Genomic DNA, 12,787 nt, shown 5'->3' with positions numbered 1-12,787 from the left:
ACATTGACGGTGCGGTGAATGCCACGAGGCCACCGCGATCGCGCCGTCAGTCTCGCCGCAACTTGCAGAAAATACCAGATGCACGTCAGGCGGCGGGCTCGGTGGGGGTGAGGCGGGTCTGGGCGACAATGTCAGCAAGCACCTGGGCGCGCTTGAATTCCGAGCGGCAGCCGCGCAGCACCTTGGAAAACCGCTCAAGCGCGCCATCCTCGAATGCCGTCACGACGGCGCTGTGCACGTAGCTCTTGCGGCACACCGTGGGTGTGTTCGCCAGTTCCTCCGCGGCCTGGCGGACGGCGGCAAGAACCTGCGCCCGACGCTGCCGAGCGCTTTCTGCGGGAACGGTCGCGGCTAGCGTCTCCAACACGCCAGCCGAGGCGACCAGGGTGCGGAAGTCCTTAAGCGAGATCGGAGCGCCCGAAATCTCTTTGAGATAGGCATTCACGTCGGCGGCACGAACCGCGCGCAACGCGCCGTCATCGCCGCGATATTGGAACAGCCGCCGGCCGGGCAATGCCTTGAGCCGCGCCATCACATCGGCGAACCGCTTCATGCAGACATCGCGTTCCTGCATCTGGCCGCCCTTGGCCTTGAAGCGCAGCGAGACCTTTTCGCCTTCGATCTTGATGTTGCCTTTCGTAAGCGTCGTAGCACCCCGTGTGCCGCGCTCGCGGGCATAGGTTTCCCCACCCGCCCGGATTGAGGTCAGTGCGACCAGTTCCACCACCGCAGCCAGCGTGAACGCGCGGGTCGGCTCAGGCGCGGCAAGATCGCGGGCCACACGGCGCCGAACCTTCGGCAGCGCCTGCGCAAACCGGGCGAGGCGCTTTGCCTTCACCCATTCGCGCACCTTTTCCCAATCGGGATGGTAGCGATATTGCAGCCGCCCGGCGGCATCCCGACCGACCGCCTGGAGATGGGCGCGCGGATCTTCGGCGTAGCGCACATCCTCGTACGCCGGAGGCACCGCAAGCGCGGCCAACCGCTCCAGAAGCACCGAATCGCGAATGGGTTCGCCCTTGCCGTCGCGATAGGAAAACCCTTTCCCGGCCTTGCGCCGGGTAAGTATCAACGCCTCAGGCGAGACCGCGCGAAGCCCTGCCTTGCGGGCCAGTGCGGCAGGGCCGGGCATCCTCGCGATAGGCGTCTTGGCAACAGGCGTCTTGGTGGCGGATTTTTTGGGAGCGGATTTGGGGGGCTTCTGGATCATGCGGGACCTCGGCTCTCAATGCCCGAGACCGCCGCTAAGTTCCGCGCGCGCGAGCGCCGCCTATTGCGCGGCAGCCTCCGGCCGATCCGCAAGATACGCCCGCATCAGGCGGCGGTAGCGCAGGGTCGAAACCGGCAGTACCGCCAGATAGACAACGCTGCACACCGTCAGAACCAGCCAGGGATAGCTGGCGAGCAGGCCGGCGAACAAGGCGACCAGCACGAACAAGGGCAGCACCATGTCCCGCCGCACGCGCTTGCCCAGGGTCTTGCCCGACCACGCCGGCACCTTCGAGATCATGAGGAAGCCGATGACCAGGCAATAGATCAGCGCCAGCGGCGCGTTCGCCGCGCCGTGCGGCACCCCGAGAAGTTCCAGATAGACCGGCAGAAGCACGGTTATGGCGCCTGCGGGTGCCGGAACGCCGGTGAAGAAGTCACCCGCGAACGGCGGCGGGTTCGGGTCGTCCAGCATCACATTGAAGCGCGCCAGCCGCAGCGCCGCACAGATGGCGAAGATGAGCGCAGCGATCCAGCCGATGGAGCCGGCCTGATCGAGCCCCCAGAGATAGAGGATGAGGGCGGGCGCACAGCCGAAATTCACAAAATCGGCAAGGCTGTCCAGTTCGGCGCCGAACTTCGAGGTGCCCTTGAGCGCGCGCGCGAGGCGACCGTCGATGCCGTCAAGCATGGCCGCGAACACGATTGCCGCCAACGCCAGCTCGAAGCGCCCCTCCACCGCCATCCGCACGGCGGTGAGACCGGAGCACAGGGCAAGCAGCGTCACCAGATTGGGAAGCAGCAAGCGCATCGGGATGCGACGAAAGCGGCTGAAGCGCTCCGGCGCGCGATTGGGATCGAAGGGCGGCAGCTCGGTGTCCATGGCGCTCAACCCAGCCGATAGACGGTGTCCCGCCCGCTCGACGCGACAGCGAGATCGGCGATCACCGTCTCACCGGCGGTGGCGATCTGGCCCTCGGCCACCTGCACGCGGGTGCCGACGGGGAGATAAACGTCCACCCGCGAGCCGAAGCGGATCAGCCCGAACCGCTCGCCGGCGCTGAGATCCTCGCCCTCGCGAACGAAGGAGACGATGCGCCTTGCGATCAGGCCGGCGATCTGCACGCAGCCGATGGGCCCGAAGGGGGTGCGGAATATGAGGCCGTTGCGCTCATTGTCCTCGCTCGCCTTGTCGAGATCCGCATTGAGGAAGATGCCCGGCTTGTAGGCGATGCGCGTGATGCGTCCCGAGACCGGCGCACGGTTCACATGGACGTTGAACACATTCATGAAAATCGAGACCCGCAATAGCGGCACCTCGGACAGGCCGAGTTCGGGCGGCGGCAACGCCATGGTGATCTGGGATATCATCCCGTCTGCCGGCGACACCACCAAACCCTCGCGCAGCGGCGTCACGCGCGGCGGATCGCGGAAGAAAAGCACCGTCCAGATGGTCAGACCAAGAGCGATCATGCCCAAGAAGGTCGAGACCAGGAGAAGGCCGACCGTGATCGCCGCCGCGATGGCGATGAACGGATACCCCTCCCGATGGATGGGAACGAGGCTCTTTCGGATCGAGGTGATGACCGACACGCACAACTCCGCACCACAGGGAGCGGCATAGGTAGAGCCACCCCGGCGGGGCGTCAAATCCCGTGCCGATACCCCATCAAATCATTTTTGCCGGCAGCTTGAACTTGGCGTCGATCACCTCGAAGCCCCCGGCGCGATTGTAGGTATGGATCCCCGTGGCGGCACAGCCATCGAACGGCGACACCGCATCCGGCCCGACCTCCAGAACGAAGGTTTCGGCATAGGAAACCGGGGTCAGCGCATCGACGCGGAAGAACCGCAGCGCGCGGCCGTAGGTGCCGGAGCAGTCCTGCGCCACGCGATACAGCACGCCATCCTGGCGGAATAGGTGCCCGGCCGCGCGGGCATCGCGCACATCGCTGGAGATCGGGTTGGCGGGATGCATCTGCCATTTGCCCGTCAGGCTGTCGGCCGTGAACAGGTTGAGCGACATCGCCGTCGTGCCCGGCTCCATCAGGGTGGCGAAGAAATAGAAAACGCCGTCCTCGATCCAGAGCGTCGTGTCGACGACCGGCGCCGTGAACAGCACCCTCTCAAGCACCCACCGGCGCGGGAACGCCTCGGCCCGATAGAGCGCCACATGCCCCGCGTCCATGCTCTCCGGGATCATGTAGGTTTCGCCAGCGTGGGCGAAGACGAAGGGATAGGAGAGATGCGTTTGCGTCTCCAGGCAGGTCTCGGCGGCATCAGGAACGCCGTCCGTAATGTCCATGACGGCGATCACGCCGCGCTTTGTTGCGTAGGAATAATCCTCGACGAACAGATAGGTGCGGCCATCCTGCTCGAACAGGAAGGGGTCGGCGTAGAAATGCCCCTTCGGCGCCTTCAGGAATTTGAAATCGGACAGGTCCGCCGACCCGGCCGCCGGCAACACGCAATGGTCGTCTTGCCGGAGCCTCAAAGCCGTCTGCCAATGCTCCACCCGGCGATGCAGCTTTTCGCGGATTTTGTGGCCAACTGCGGGGAGCAGCCAGCGAAGAACCTCGCGATTGTGCGGCTTGGTATAAAGACGCCGCTGCCCCCGGTATGGCGCGGGAGGCACGCCGCTGGCGACGAGCGCATCATATCCCTGCTCGTAGAGTTGCTTCAGCTTCCAGACGACGAAATGGACGGAGCCCCAATAGGGACCGAGGCGGTTGTCGAACAGCGACAGATTATCGACGGTGGCGAACTGGCCACGCGCCAGCACCACGCCATTGTCCAATTCCTCGCTGAGAATCTGCAGGATCACACCGGACTGGGGCGTCCCCTCCATCATCTCCCACAGGCCGGGCGGCGAGCCACGATAGAGATCATTGTCGCCGTGGTGGAAAGACCAGATGCCGTAGCGCGCGACGGTGAGGATGTCGCCTTTCAGGATGTTGAAACCGAAACGCATCAGTACGTCGATGTCATGCGTCTTGATCAACGCGATGTCGGCATCGACGAGGCGGTGGACATAGCCCTTGCGGGTGGGGTTGACGACCATCTGGTCCACACTGGCGAGGCGCGCCGCGCAGTCGACCGGCGCGATCGGATCGAGCCGCGCATCGTGCGGACGCCGCGCATCCAGCTTCATGTAAAGCGCATAAGCGATGACGTGGCGCAGGTCCGTCCGCTTCAGAAACTTCAACGCACGCTTGAGGATAGAGACCTTCGCCGGTGCCTCCGTGGCCTCGCCGTTGCGGACCACCAGGACGATTTCGGCGAACGACGAGGCCTGGATCTGGTCGATCACAGCCGCGAAAACCGCTTGCAGCTTCAGGTCGTCAACAAGGAGCCCAATACGGAGCTTCGGCGCATCCGAAGCGGATGTAAGAAAAAGATCGCCGATCACGCGCGTAATGCCTTCGGAACAGGGCCGCTTTCACGTCAGCGTTACCATGCCTCCGAGTGCTCCGGCAGGGAAGACTTGATCCCTGCGGCTGTTGGCCCGGAGGAATTTTCCGAAACCTCATCACGTTCCCCAGCGGCACGCAGCTTTTCGCGCGCGTCGTCCGCCTCGCGCTGGCGATGCCAGAGGGCAGCGTAAAGCTCCCCCTTTGCCAGAAGCTCGGCATGGGTGCCGCGCTCCGCGATTTCACCCTTGGAGATCACAAGGATTTCGTCGGCCGAGACGACTGTGGAAAGACGGTGAGCAATGACCAGCGTGGTGCGTCCCTGCGAAACCGCATCAAGCGCGTCCTGGATTTCCTTTTCCGTGTGGCTGTCGAGCGCGGATGTGGCCTCGTCCAGCAATAGGATGGGTGGCGATTTCAGGATGGTGCGGGCGATCGCCACGCGCTGCTTCTCGCCGCCGGACAGCTTCAGGCCACGCTCACCAACCTCGGTCTTGTAGCCGAGCGGTGTCGCACGGATGAAGGCATCGATCTGGGCATGGCGGGCGGCCGCGACCACCTCTTCCTCGCTGGCTTCCTGGCGACCGTAGTGGATGTTGTATTCGATCGTGTCGTTGAACAGCACCGTGTCCTGCGGAACCATGCCGATGGCGGCACGCAGACTCTCCTGCGTAACGTCGCGAATGTCCTGCCCGTCGATGGTAATTCGGCCGGAGGAGACATCGTAAAAGCGGAACATCAGCCGGGAAATCGTGCTCTTGCCCGCGCCGGAGGGACCAACGATGGCGACCGTGCGCCCGGCAGGCACTTCGAAGGAAACACCTTTTAGAATTTCGCGCCCTGGATCATAGGAAAAACGCACATCCTCGAAACGCACCGTGCCGCCACGCACCGCGAGCGCGGGAGCACCCGGCTTGTCCTCAATCTCCGGATCGCGCGACAACACAGCGAACATCGCTTCGATATCGACGATGGCCTGCTTGATCTCACGGTAGATCATGCCGAGGAAGTTCAGCGGCTGGTAAAGCTGGATCATCATGGCGTTGACCATGACGAATGAGCCGACGCTCTGCCGCCCGGCCCGCACGTCGAACGCCGCCAGCACCATGGTGGCGGTCAGGCCCAAGGTAAAAATCACCGCCTGCCCGGCGTTGAGCCATGCGAGCGAGGTGAAGGTGCGCACCGTCGCCGCCTCGTAGCGTGCGACGGAACGGTCATAGCGCGCGCTTTCCCAGTGGTCGGCGCCGAAATATTTCACCGTCTCGTAATTGAGCAGGCTGTCGACCGCCTTGGTATTCGCCTCGGTGTCGCTCTCGTTCATGTCTCGGCGGATCGAGATGCGCCACTCGCTCGCGACATACGTAAACCATGTGTAGAGCACGACAGTCGCCGAGACGGCGGCGACGTAACGCCAGCCGAAAGCAAAGGCCAGCACCACCAGTACAAGCACAAGCTCCACAATGGTGGGCGCCAACTGGAGCACGAGCATGCGCACGATGGTCTCTATGCCTTCGCGTGCCCGCTCCAGAACGCGGGTCAGCCCGCCGGTCTTGCGCTCCAGGTGAAAGCGCAGTGACAGCGCGTGCATGTGATCGAAGGTTTCGCGGGCGAGCTTGCGGACGGCGTGAAGCGCCACTTTCGCGAACATGCCGTCGCGCAGCTGGGTGATCGCCGCCATCACCATGCGCGAGCCCCCATAGGCAACGGTCAGCATCACAGGCGCGGCGAGCAGCCACGCGAAATCCGCATCCCCCTGCCCGTCTGGCATATGGGCGAGCGCATCGGTCGCCCATTTGAAGAAGAAGGGCACCGACATGGTGGCGAATTTGGCGAGAAACAGCAGCGCCAGGGTCGCCACCACGCGCTTGCGCAGATCCACCCGATCCTGCGGCCAGAGATAAGGCCAGAGACCGGCAATCGTGCCGAACAACGCCCCGCGCGCATCCGAGACGGCCTTGAACGACTTCTGAGGCGATTTCGACATCAGAACCTACTTTTGCGGCGCGTTCGCGACGCCAGAAGGGCTCGCGGCCAGGGCCGAAAATAACGCATCGAGATCGCTGCGCAGGGCGCGCAACGCATCATGATCAATGCAATAGCAAGAGCGGGCGCCATTGGCTTCGCCCCTAACGAACCCGGCTTCAAGCAGAACCCTTATATGTTGAGACACGGTGGATTGCGCCAGTGGCAAGCCGGCGACGATCTCACCGCATTGGCAGCCCTCGCTGTGCGCCAGGGTCTCCAGCACCTTGAGCCGGGCCGGGTGGGCCAACGCCTTGAGGCGTGCGGACAAGGTATCGGGATTGAAAGGAATGGTAGCTTCTGGGATCATCGGCCATCGCCGATATACGATCACGTCGGCCTGTGCAAGGTCGTCCCGTCTTACGCTGATGTCATTCTTCCGTTGTCCGCCGCGTGGCCAAATGGGTAAGGGTCGCCAAGCGGCGCCTCCCCTGTGGGGAACGCCCGGCGCCTCGTGACGCAATGCACAAAAGTGGTAAACTCACCTCCATGGCTCGTATCAAAAGCGTCTGTGTCTATTGTGGATCCTCGCGTGGAGCGGACCCCAGGTTCGCGGCTCAAGCGCGGCGACTGGGAGAAATCCTGGCCCGTAACGGTGTTCGCCTGATTTATGGCGGCGGCGGCATCGGCCTCATGGGCGAGGTCGCCGAAGCGGTGGCGACGAACGGCGGGGAGGTGACGGGAATCATTCCTGAATTCCTGCTCTCCCGCGAACGCGCGTTCGGCTACGCCGCCGAAATGATCATCACGCAGGACATGCACGAGCGCAAAAAACTGATGTTCGAGCGTGCCGATGCCTTCGTCGCGCTTCCCGGCGGTGTCGGCACCCTGGAAGAATTGGTGGAGCAACTGACCTGGGCGCAGCTCGGCCGGCATCGCAAGCCGATCCTGGTCGCCAATATCGCCGGTTTCTGGGACCCGCTCCTGGCTCTGATCGACCACATGCGCGATAGCGACTTCATTCGCGAGACCACGCCGGTGGACGTTCTGGTAGCGCAACACATCGAAGATGTGCTGCCCATGCTGCAAGCCGCCGTGTCCGGTATCGATGACACACAAATTCGCGGCAATGCGGCGCGCGTGGCCGTCGAAAAGATGTGAACGGCACCTCTGGACGGGATGCTCCACATCCCGCCTGAACGCCTTACTCAGCTTGTCGGATCGAGCGGCGCCGTCCCCGTCGGCCGCCCGTCGGCATCGCGCGTGATGAGGTCAACGCGCGCTACGGCGTCCTTCAGCAGCGCCTCGCAACGGCCCTTGAGTGCCTCTCCCCGCTCATAGATCGCGATCGACTCCTCCAGCGGTACATCGCCCCGCTCAAGACGCTGCACGATGGCCTCCAATTCCGCCAGCGCCGCCTCGAAGCTCAAAGTCGCAACCGCCGGGCCCTGCACGGGCTTGGCTGCATCCTTGGCTTTGAGTTGTTCAGTTTTGGCGGGCTCGGCCATGGTGGCCTCCTTCGTTCGTGCGGCAGTGCCGATTCCCGCGCACGATAGCGCACTCGGCGCCATTGCGAACCCGGCGGGGTGGTCGTGGGACGCCAGCTTTGCTAGAAGCCGCGCCTAGGCCATCACCCACCCAGATCCTGCGGACGCAATAATGCCCCCGGCGGCACAGAGCCCTCTCCCCCAGCGCGATACGCGCGCCCTGGACGATGCCCTCCTGGGGCGGTTCGAGAATGCGGGGTTCGCCCGCATCGATCCGCCGATCCTCCAGCCGGCGGACGTATTCCTCGAGGTCTCAGGCGAATCGATCCGCCGGCGCCTCTACCTGACCACCGATGCCGAGGGACAGGAATTGTGCCTGCGCCCGGAATTGACCATTCCGGTGGCCCGCGCACTGCTCTCCAGTCGCATGCCGCTCCCCGCATCCGTCAGCTATCTCGGCCCGGTGTTTCGCTATCGCGGCGAGGGGCTGGGCGAATTCCGGCAGGCGGGTGTCGAATCCTTCGGGCGTGCGGACACCGAGGCGGCGGATGCGGATATTCTCGCGCTCGGCCTTGAGACCTGCGCCATCTACAATTTGCCGAACCCGGAAATCCGGCTCGGCGATGTCGGCTTGTTCGGTGCGCTGCTGGAAGCCCTGCCCCTGGCGCCGGCCTGGCGTCGCCGGCTGCTGAAGGATTTCGGCCAGAGCCGGCTCGACGCCGACCTCAACCGTCTGAACACCCGCCGGCCCGGCAACGGGGCTAGCCACGCCGGCGTGCTGAACGCGCTCGCGGGCAGCGACCCCGAAGGCGCGCGGGCACTGGTGGCCGACCTCCTGTCCATCGCCGGCATCTCGACCGTGGGCGGTCGCAGCGTCTCGGAGATCGCCGCGCGCTTCCTCGAGCAGACGGCGCTTGAAGCGGGCAACAATCTCCCAGCGGAAACCAGCCTGCTGCTATCGCGCTATCTCGCGATTTCGGGCGATCCCGACACCTGCTCATCACGGCTGCGCGCCTTGGCGCGGGATGCCGGTATCGACCTTGGCGCCGCGCTCGACCTGTTCGATCGCCGCACCGGCTTTTTAACGACCCAGGGCATCGGCTTGAACGATGTTATCTTCTCCACCGCCTTCGGGCGGCCCCTGGATTATTACAGCGGCATGGTCTTTGAACTTCACGACCCTGAAGGCCGGGTCAGTGGCCCATTGGTGGCGGGCGGGCGTTATGACCCTCTGATGGCCCGCCTCGGCGCGCCGCAGCCGATCCCGGCCGTCGGCCTTGCCGCGTGGCTGGAACGGCTCGCTGTGGTGGAGAGTGCATCGTGAGCGAGACCTTGATCCTCGCCGTCCCCTCGAAGGGACGCCTCCAGGAAAACGTGAGCGCCTTTTTCGGCCGCGCCGGCATGCCACTGGTTCAGGCCCGTGGGGCGCGCGACTATCGCGGCGCCCTCGGCGGCGTCGAAGGTGTCGAGGTTGCCTATCTCTCCGCCTCCGAAATCGCCGCCGCCCTCGCCTCCGGCGCGGTGCATGTGGGCGTGACCGGCGAGGACCTGGTCCGCGAGAACATTCCCCATGCCGACAGCAGGGTTGCCCTGCTGGAAAAGCTGGGCTTCGGGCATGCCAATGTGGTGGTCGCCGTGCCGCAGGCGTGGATCGACGTGCGGACCATGGACGATCTCGACGATGTCGCCGGGCACTTCCACGGCCGCACCGGCCGCCGCATCCGCGTCGCCACGAAATATGTGAACCTGACGCGGGCTTTCTTCGCCAGCCACGGCATCGTCGACTATCGCATCGTCGAGAGCGCCGGCGCGACGGAGGGCACGCCCGCCGCCGGCAGCGCAGAGCTGATCGTCGACATCACCACCACCGGCTCCACCCTTGCGGCAAACGCCCTCAAGGTAGTGGACGATGGCGTGATCCTGCGCTCCGAGGCCAATCTCGTCGCTTCGCTGACCGCGCCATGGACCATTGCGGCCCGTTCGGCGGCGCGCGCGATGTTCGACCGGATGGCGGCCGAGCGACGTGCCAGGACGATGCGCGAGGTGCGGACCCGCTTCACACGGGCGGATGCGGACCTTGTTGAGCGGGCAGTGCGCGAATTTCGCTGCGTGGCGCCGTTTGGTGGGCCGACCTCCTCGGGCATGCTCACCTTGCACTGCCCGCCGGACACGTTGCACGCGCTTGCAACCTTCCTGCGCAGCCAGGGGGCGAGCATGGTGACTGTCGCGCCGATCGAATATGTCTTCGCCTCCGACAATCCTCTCTACGAGGCTCTTGAGGCGCGGCTTTCGGGACGCTGAGACGCTCTGGCCGGCGAAATTTCGCCGGTACCTGATGCAAGCATCGCCATAGCGTCTTATAGGTTTAGGGCGACGCGCCTCGCGTCGGTCCCGCCTCTGGAGCGTTCCATGACACGTCCCGCCAAGCGCATCGCCATTACCGGCGCGGCCGGCCAAATTTCCTACGCTTTGCTGTTCCGCATCGCCAACGGCGACGTTTTCGGCCACGATCAGCCCGTCGTCCTTCAGCTTCTCGACCTGCCCCAGGCGCAGAATGCGGTTGGCGGCGTGGTGATGGAGTTGGACGACTGCGCCTTCCCCCTGCTCGCCGGCACCGTCATCACCGACGACCCGAAGGTCGCGCTGAAAGACGTCGACGCGGCGATCTTCGTCGGCGCCCGCCCGCGCTCGAAGGGCATGGAGCGCCGCGACCTCCTGACCGCCAATGCCGAGATTTTCAAAGTGCAGGGCGCGGCCTTGAACGAGGTCGCCAATCCCGACGCGAAGGTGCTCGTGGTGGGCAACCCCGCCAACACCAACGCAGCCATTCTCTCGCGCTTTGCGCCGAACTTCCCGCGCGAAAACATCACCGCCATGCTGCGCCTCGACCATAACCGGGCGCTCTCGCAGCTCGCGGCCAAGGCCGGCGTCGAGGTCTCCAGCATCGAGAAGATGGTGGTATGGGGCAATCACTCGCCCACCATGTTCGCCGACTGGCGCTTTGCCACCTCCAACGGCAAGAGCCTGCCGGACATGGTCAATGATGAGACCTGGTACCGCGAGACCTACATCCCCACCGTCGCGAAGCGCGGCACGGCGATCATCGACGCGCGCGGCGCCTCCTCCGCCGCCTCGGCGGCGAATGCGGCCATCGACCACATGCACGACTGGCTGCTCGGCACGAATGGCGGCTGGGTCTCCATGGGCCTTCCCTCCGACGGCAGCTACGGCATTCCCGAGGGGCTCCATTCCGGCGTGCCCACGATCTGCGCCAACGGCAGCTATGAGCGTGTCACCGGCCTGCCGATCGACGATTACACCCGCTCGATGATCGCTCGCACGGTCGCCGAGCTTCAGGAAGAGATCGACGCCATCATCGGCTGACAAGACAGCGTCTGCGGCTCCCGCCGCAGACGCTTCCTTTTCCTACGCCTGCCGCGCCCGCGCGGTGGCGAACACCCGCCGCACAGCCTGGCCGCGCTCCATTCGAGCGGCAAGATGATTAAAGGCGCGGCGCGCCGGCTCCTCGATCCTGGAATATGTGAAAGCCGAAATTGCCAGGACCGTGCAGAGCACGGCTGCCAGCAGCATCAGATTCGGCACCGTGCCTCCCAGGTCATAGAGGGTCTTTTCATGCCCCTCTACGCTCAGGCGCTTTTCCACGGCGCCCATGCTCCAGACCGCAATGATGGTCGCCACCAGCACCAATTGGTGCGTCATGTAGATGGAATAGGACCACTTCCCCAGCGCCGCGAGCGGGCGCGCCCGAAGCAGGCGGGACACCGTCCCCTGCTCACGGGCAAACACCAGAACCGCTGCGGCGAACACCAGCGGGGCGGCTAGACTCAGCACGGCGACATTGTCCGGTCCCGATCCCGCATGGGTCACAAAGGCGACCACGAGCGCCACCGCCCCGATCTCCCACAGCGTTGCCGCCGGCAGCGAGATATCGCCCATTCGGCTATGGAGATCGTGTGCGGCGACCCCGAGGAAGAACCCCGCGACACAGCGAAAAAGCCCGAAGTCCGCAGTCGAATTCATATAGGTGGGAGACACCGCCGCAAGCACGGAAATACCCACCAAAGCCAGGGCGAGCGCAGCAAGGGGAAGGCGGCGGGCGGTCAGCACGCACACCGCGCCGAACAGGAGATAGGTGTAGAATTCGGCGCCGATGCTCCAGCTCGGCGCATTCCATGCCATGCCGTGAAGGTTCACCGCATTCAGCAGGAACAGGTGGATCGGGATCGCCATCAGCGAAAACTCGCCGGGAATGCCGGACAAATCGAACCGCTGCGGGTGTGGCACCAGGTTGATCAGGCCGATGAAGACGATGAACGCCCCGAGCATGGCAGCGTGCAAGGGCCACAGCCGGCCGAACCGTCGCACCACGAATGCCGCCCACGCCGCGCCGGAGACAAGCCTGGGCCCATAGGCGTGGGCCACCACAAACCCGCTCAAAACAAAGAAGAAATCGACAAAGAGATAAGCATTCGCGATCAGCCGATCATCCATGAACGGCGTTTGAAACAGAAAACAAAAATGAAACAGCACCACGAGGATCGCACAGATTCCCCGCCAGGCATCCAAGGCTTGAAAACGCTTCATATGCGGCACCTCCAACTGGGGAATGCGGAGGTTGCGTCTCTGGTTCCTTTGTCAGGCGATCTTGCTTTGGAGAATGCGCCAGATGGATCTGAGAGTTCGTTCGACCGCTCTTTC

Annotated in this window: 12 protein-coding genes; 4 read left to right on the top strand and 8 right to left on the bottom strand. The window is 64.4% G+C overall.

Features of this window, described 5'->3' with window-relative positions; all coding sequences use genetic code 11:
* Positions 1 to 85: 85 nt before the first annotated feature.
* From ADADO0_RS10630 to ADADO0_RS10605, 6 genes are all read right to left on the bottom strand, one after another.
* Positions 86 to 1,210 carry a DNA topoisomerase IB gene (locus ADADO0_RS10630; protein WP_511305114.1) on the bottom strand — a complete coding sequence of 375 codons (1,125 nt, stop codon included), beginning with the start codon at positions 1,208 to 1,210 and terminating at the stop codon, positions 86 to 88.
* A gap of 60 nt (positions 1,211 to 1,270) precedes the next feature.
* Positions 1,271 to 2,092 (bottom strand): CDP-diacylglycerol--serine O-phosphatidyltransferase, encoded by an 822-nt coding sequence (gene pssA, locus ADADO0_RS10625; protein ID WP_511305113.1) that lies wholly within the window; start codon positions 2,090 to 2,092, stop codon positions 1,271 to 1,273.
* Between the two features lie 5 nt (positions 2,093 to 2,097).
* Positions 2,098 to 2,802, bottom strand: a complete 705-nt coding sequence (locus tag ADADO0_RS10620; protein ID WP_511305112.1) for a phosphatidylserine decarboxylase — start codon at positions 2,800 to 2,802, stop codon at positions 2,098 to 2,100.
* Between the two features lie 76 nt (positions 2,803 to 2,878).
* Positions 2,879 to 4,618: a glucosamine inositolphosphorylceramide transferase family protein gene (locus tag ADADO0_RS10615; RefSeq protein WP_511305111.1), complete on the bottom strand. Its 1,740-nt coding sequence runs from the start codon at positions 4,616 to 4,618 to the stop codon at positions 2,879 to 2,881.
* A gap of 41 nt (positions 4,619 to 4,659) precedes the next feature.
* Entirely contained in the window at positions 4,660 to 6,603 is a 1,944-nt protein-coding gene (locus ADADO0_RS10610; protein ID WP_511305110.1) for an ABCB family ABC transporter ATP-binding protein/permease, read from the bottom strand.
* A gap of 6 nt (positions 6,604 to 6,609) precedes the next feature.
* On the bottom strand, positions 6,610 to 6,951 hold the full coding sequence (locus ADADO0_RS10605; protein ID WP_511305109.1) for an ArsR/SmtB family transcription factor: 342 nt from the start codon (positions 6,949 to 6,951) through the stop codon (positions 6,610 to 6,612).
* Positions 6,952 to 7,130: 179 nt separating this feature from the next.
* Here ADADO0_RS10605 and ADADO0_RS10600 point away from each other — a divergent pair, with 179 nt between their 5' ends.
* Positions 7,131 to 7,742 (top strand): LOG family protein, encoded by a 612-nt coding sequence (locus ADADO0_RS10600; RefSeq protein ID WP_511305108.1) that lies wholly within the window; start codon positions 7,131 to 7,133, stop codon positions 7,740 to 7,742.
* 47 nt (positions 7,743 to 7,789) lie between these two features.
* Here ADADO0_RS10600 and ADADO0_RS10595 read toward each other — a convergent pair whose 3' ends face one another.
* Positions 7,790 to 8,089 carry an exodeoxyribonuclease VII small subunit gene (locus tag ADADO0_RS10595; RefSeq protein WP_511305107.1) on the bottom strand — a complete coding sequence of 100 codons (300 nt, stop codon included), beginning with the start codon at positions 8,087 to 8,089 and terminating at the stop codon, positions 7,790 to 7,792.
* Between the two features lie 151 nt (positions 8,090 to 8,240).
* On the opposite strand from ADADO0_RS10595, the gene ADADO0_RS10590 reads away from it, so the two are divergent.
* The 3 genes from ADADO0_RS10590 (at position 8,241) to ADADO0_RS10580 (ending at position 11,452) form a co-directional block, all read left to right on the top strand.
* On the top strand, positions 8,241 to 9,392 hold the full coding sequence (locus tag ADADO0_RS10590) for an ATP phosphoribosyltransferase regulatory subunit (protein ID WP_511305106.1): 1,152 nt from the start codon (positions 8,241 to 8,243) through the stop codon (positions 9,390 to 9,392).
* Positions 9,389 to 10,369, top strand: a complete 981-nt coding sequence (hisG, locus tag ADADO0_RS10585; RefSeq protein ID WP_511305105.1) for an ATP phosphoribosyltransferase — start codon at positions 9,389 to 9,391, stop codon at positions 10,367 to 10,369. Before ADADO0_RS10590 ends, hisG begins: the two co-directional genes overlap by 4 nt.
* A gap of 108 nt (positions 10,370 to 10,477) precedes the next feature.
* Positions 10,478 to 11,452, top strand: coding sequence for a malate dehydrogenase (locus ADADO0_RS10580; RefSeq protein ID WP_511305104.1), 975 nt, complete (start codon positions 10,478 to 10,480; stop codon positions 11,450 to 11,452).
* A 42-nt stretch (positions 11,453 to 11,494) separates the two neighbouring features.
* On the opposite strand, the gene ADADO0_RS10575 is transcribed toward ADADO0_RS10580, so the two are convergent.
* Complete coding sequence (locus ADADO0_RS10575; RefSeq protein ID WP_511305103.1) at positions 11,495 to 12,673, bottom strand: acyltransferase family protein; 1,179 nt, start codon at positions 12,671 to 12,673, stop codon at positions 11,495 to 11,497.
* Between the last annotated feature and the right edge of the window lie 114 nt (positions 12,674 to 12,787).

The organism is Aquabacter sp., assembly GCF_965279295.1.
In the GTDB taxonomy this organism is placed as follows: Bacteria; Pseudomonadota; Alphaproteobacteria; order Rhizobiales; family Xanthobacteraceae; genus Aquabacter.
This window is presented reverse-complemented; position numbering and strand designations above follow the sequence as displayed.

Excerpts from the sequence above, each read along its gene's own strand:
- ADADO0_RS10630 (WP_511305114.1), bottom strand. The coding sequence starts at position 1,210 with ATGATCCAGAAGCCCCCCAAATCCGCTCCCAAAAAATCCGCCACCAAG.
- pssA (WP_511305113.1), bottom strand. The coding sequence starts at position 2,092 with ATGGACACCGAGCTGCCGCCCTTCGATCCCAATCGCGCGCCGGAGCGC.
- ADADO0_RS10610 (WP_511305110.1), bottom strand. The coding sequence starts at position 6,603 with ATGTCGAAATCGCCTCAGAAGTCGTTCAAGGCCGTCTCGGATGCGCGC.
- ADADO0_RS10605 (WP_511305109.1), bottom strand. The coding sequence starts at position 6,951 with ATGATCCCAGAAGCTACCATTCCTTTCAATCCCGATACCTTGTCCGCA.
- ADADO0_RS10600 (WP_511305108.1), top strand. The coding sequence starts at position 7,131 with ATGGCTCGTATCAAAAGCGTCTGTGTCTATTGTGGATCCTCGCGTGGA.
- ADADO0_RS10595 (WP_511305107.1), bottom strand. The coding sequence starts at position 8,089 with ATGGCCGAGCCCGCCAAAACTGAACAACTCAAAGCCAAGGATGCAGCC.
- ADADO0_RS10590 (WP_511305106.1), top strand. The coding sequence starts at position 8,241 with ATGCCCCCGGCGGCACAGAGCCCTCTCCCCCAGCGCGATACGCGCGCC.
- ADADO0_RS10580 (WP_511305104.1), top strand. The coding sequence starts at position 10,478 with ATGACACGTCCCGCCAAGCGCATCGCCATTACCGGCGCGGCCGGCCAA.
- ADADO0_RS10575 (WP_511305103.1), bottom strand. The coding sequence starts at position 12,673 with ATGAAGCGTTTTCAAGCCTTGGATGCCTGGCGGGGAATCTGTGCGATC.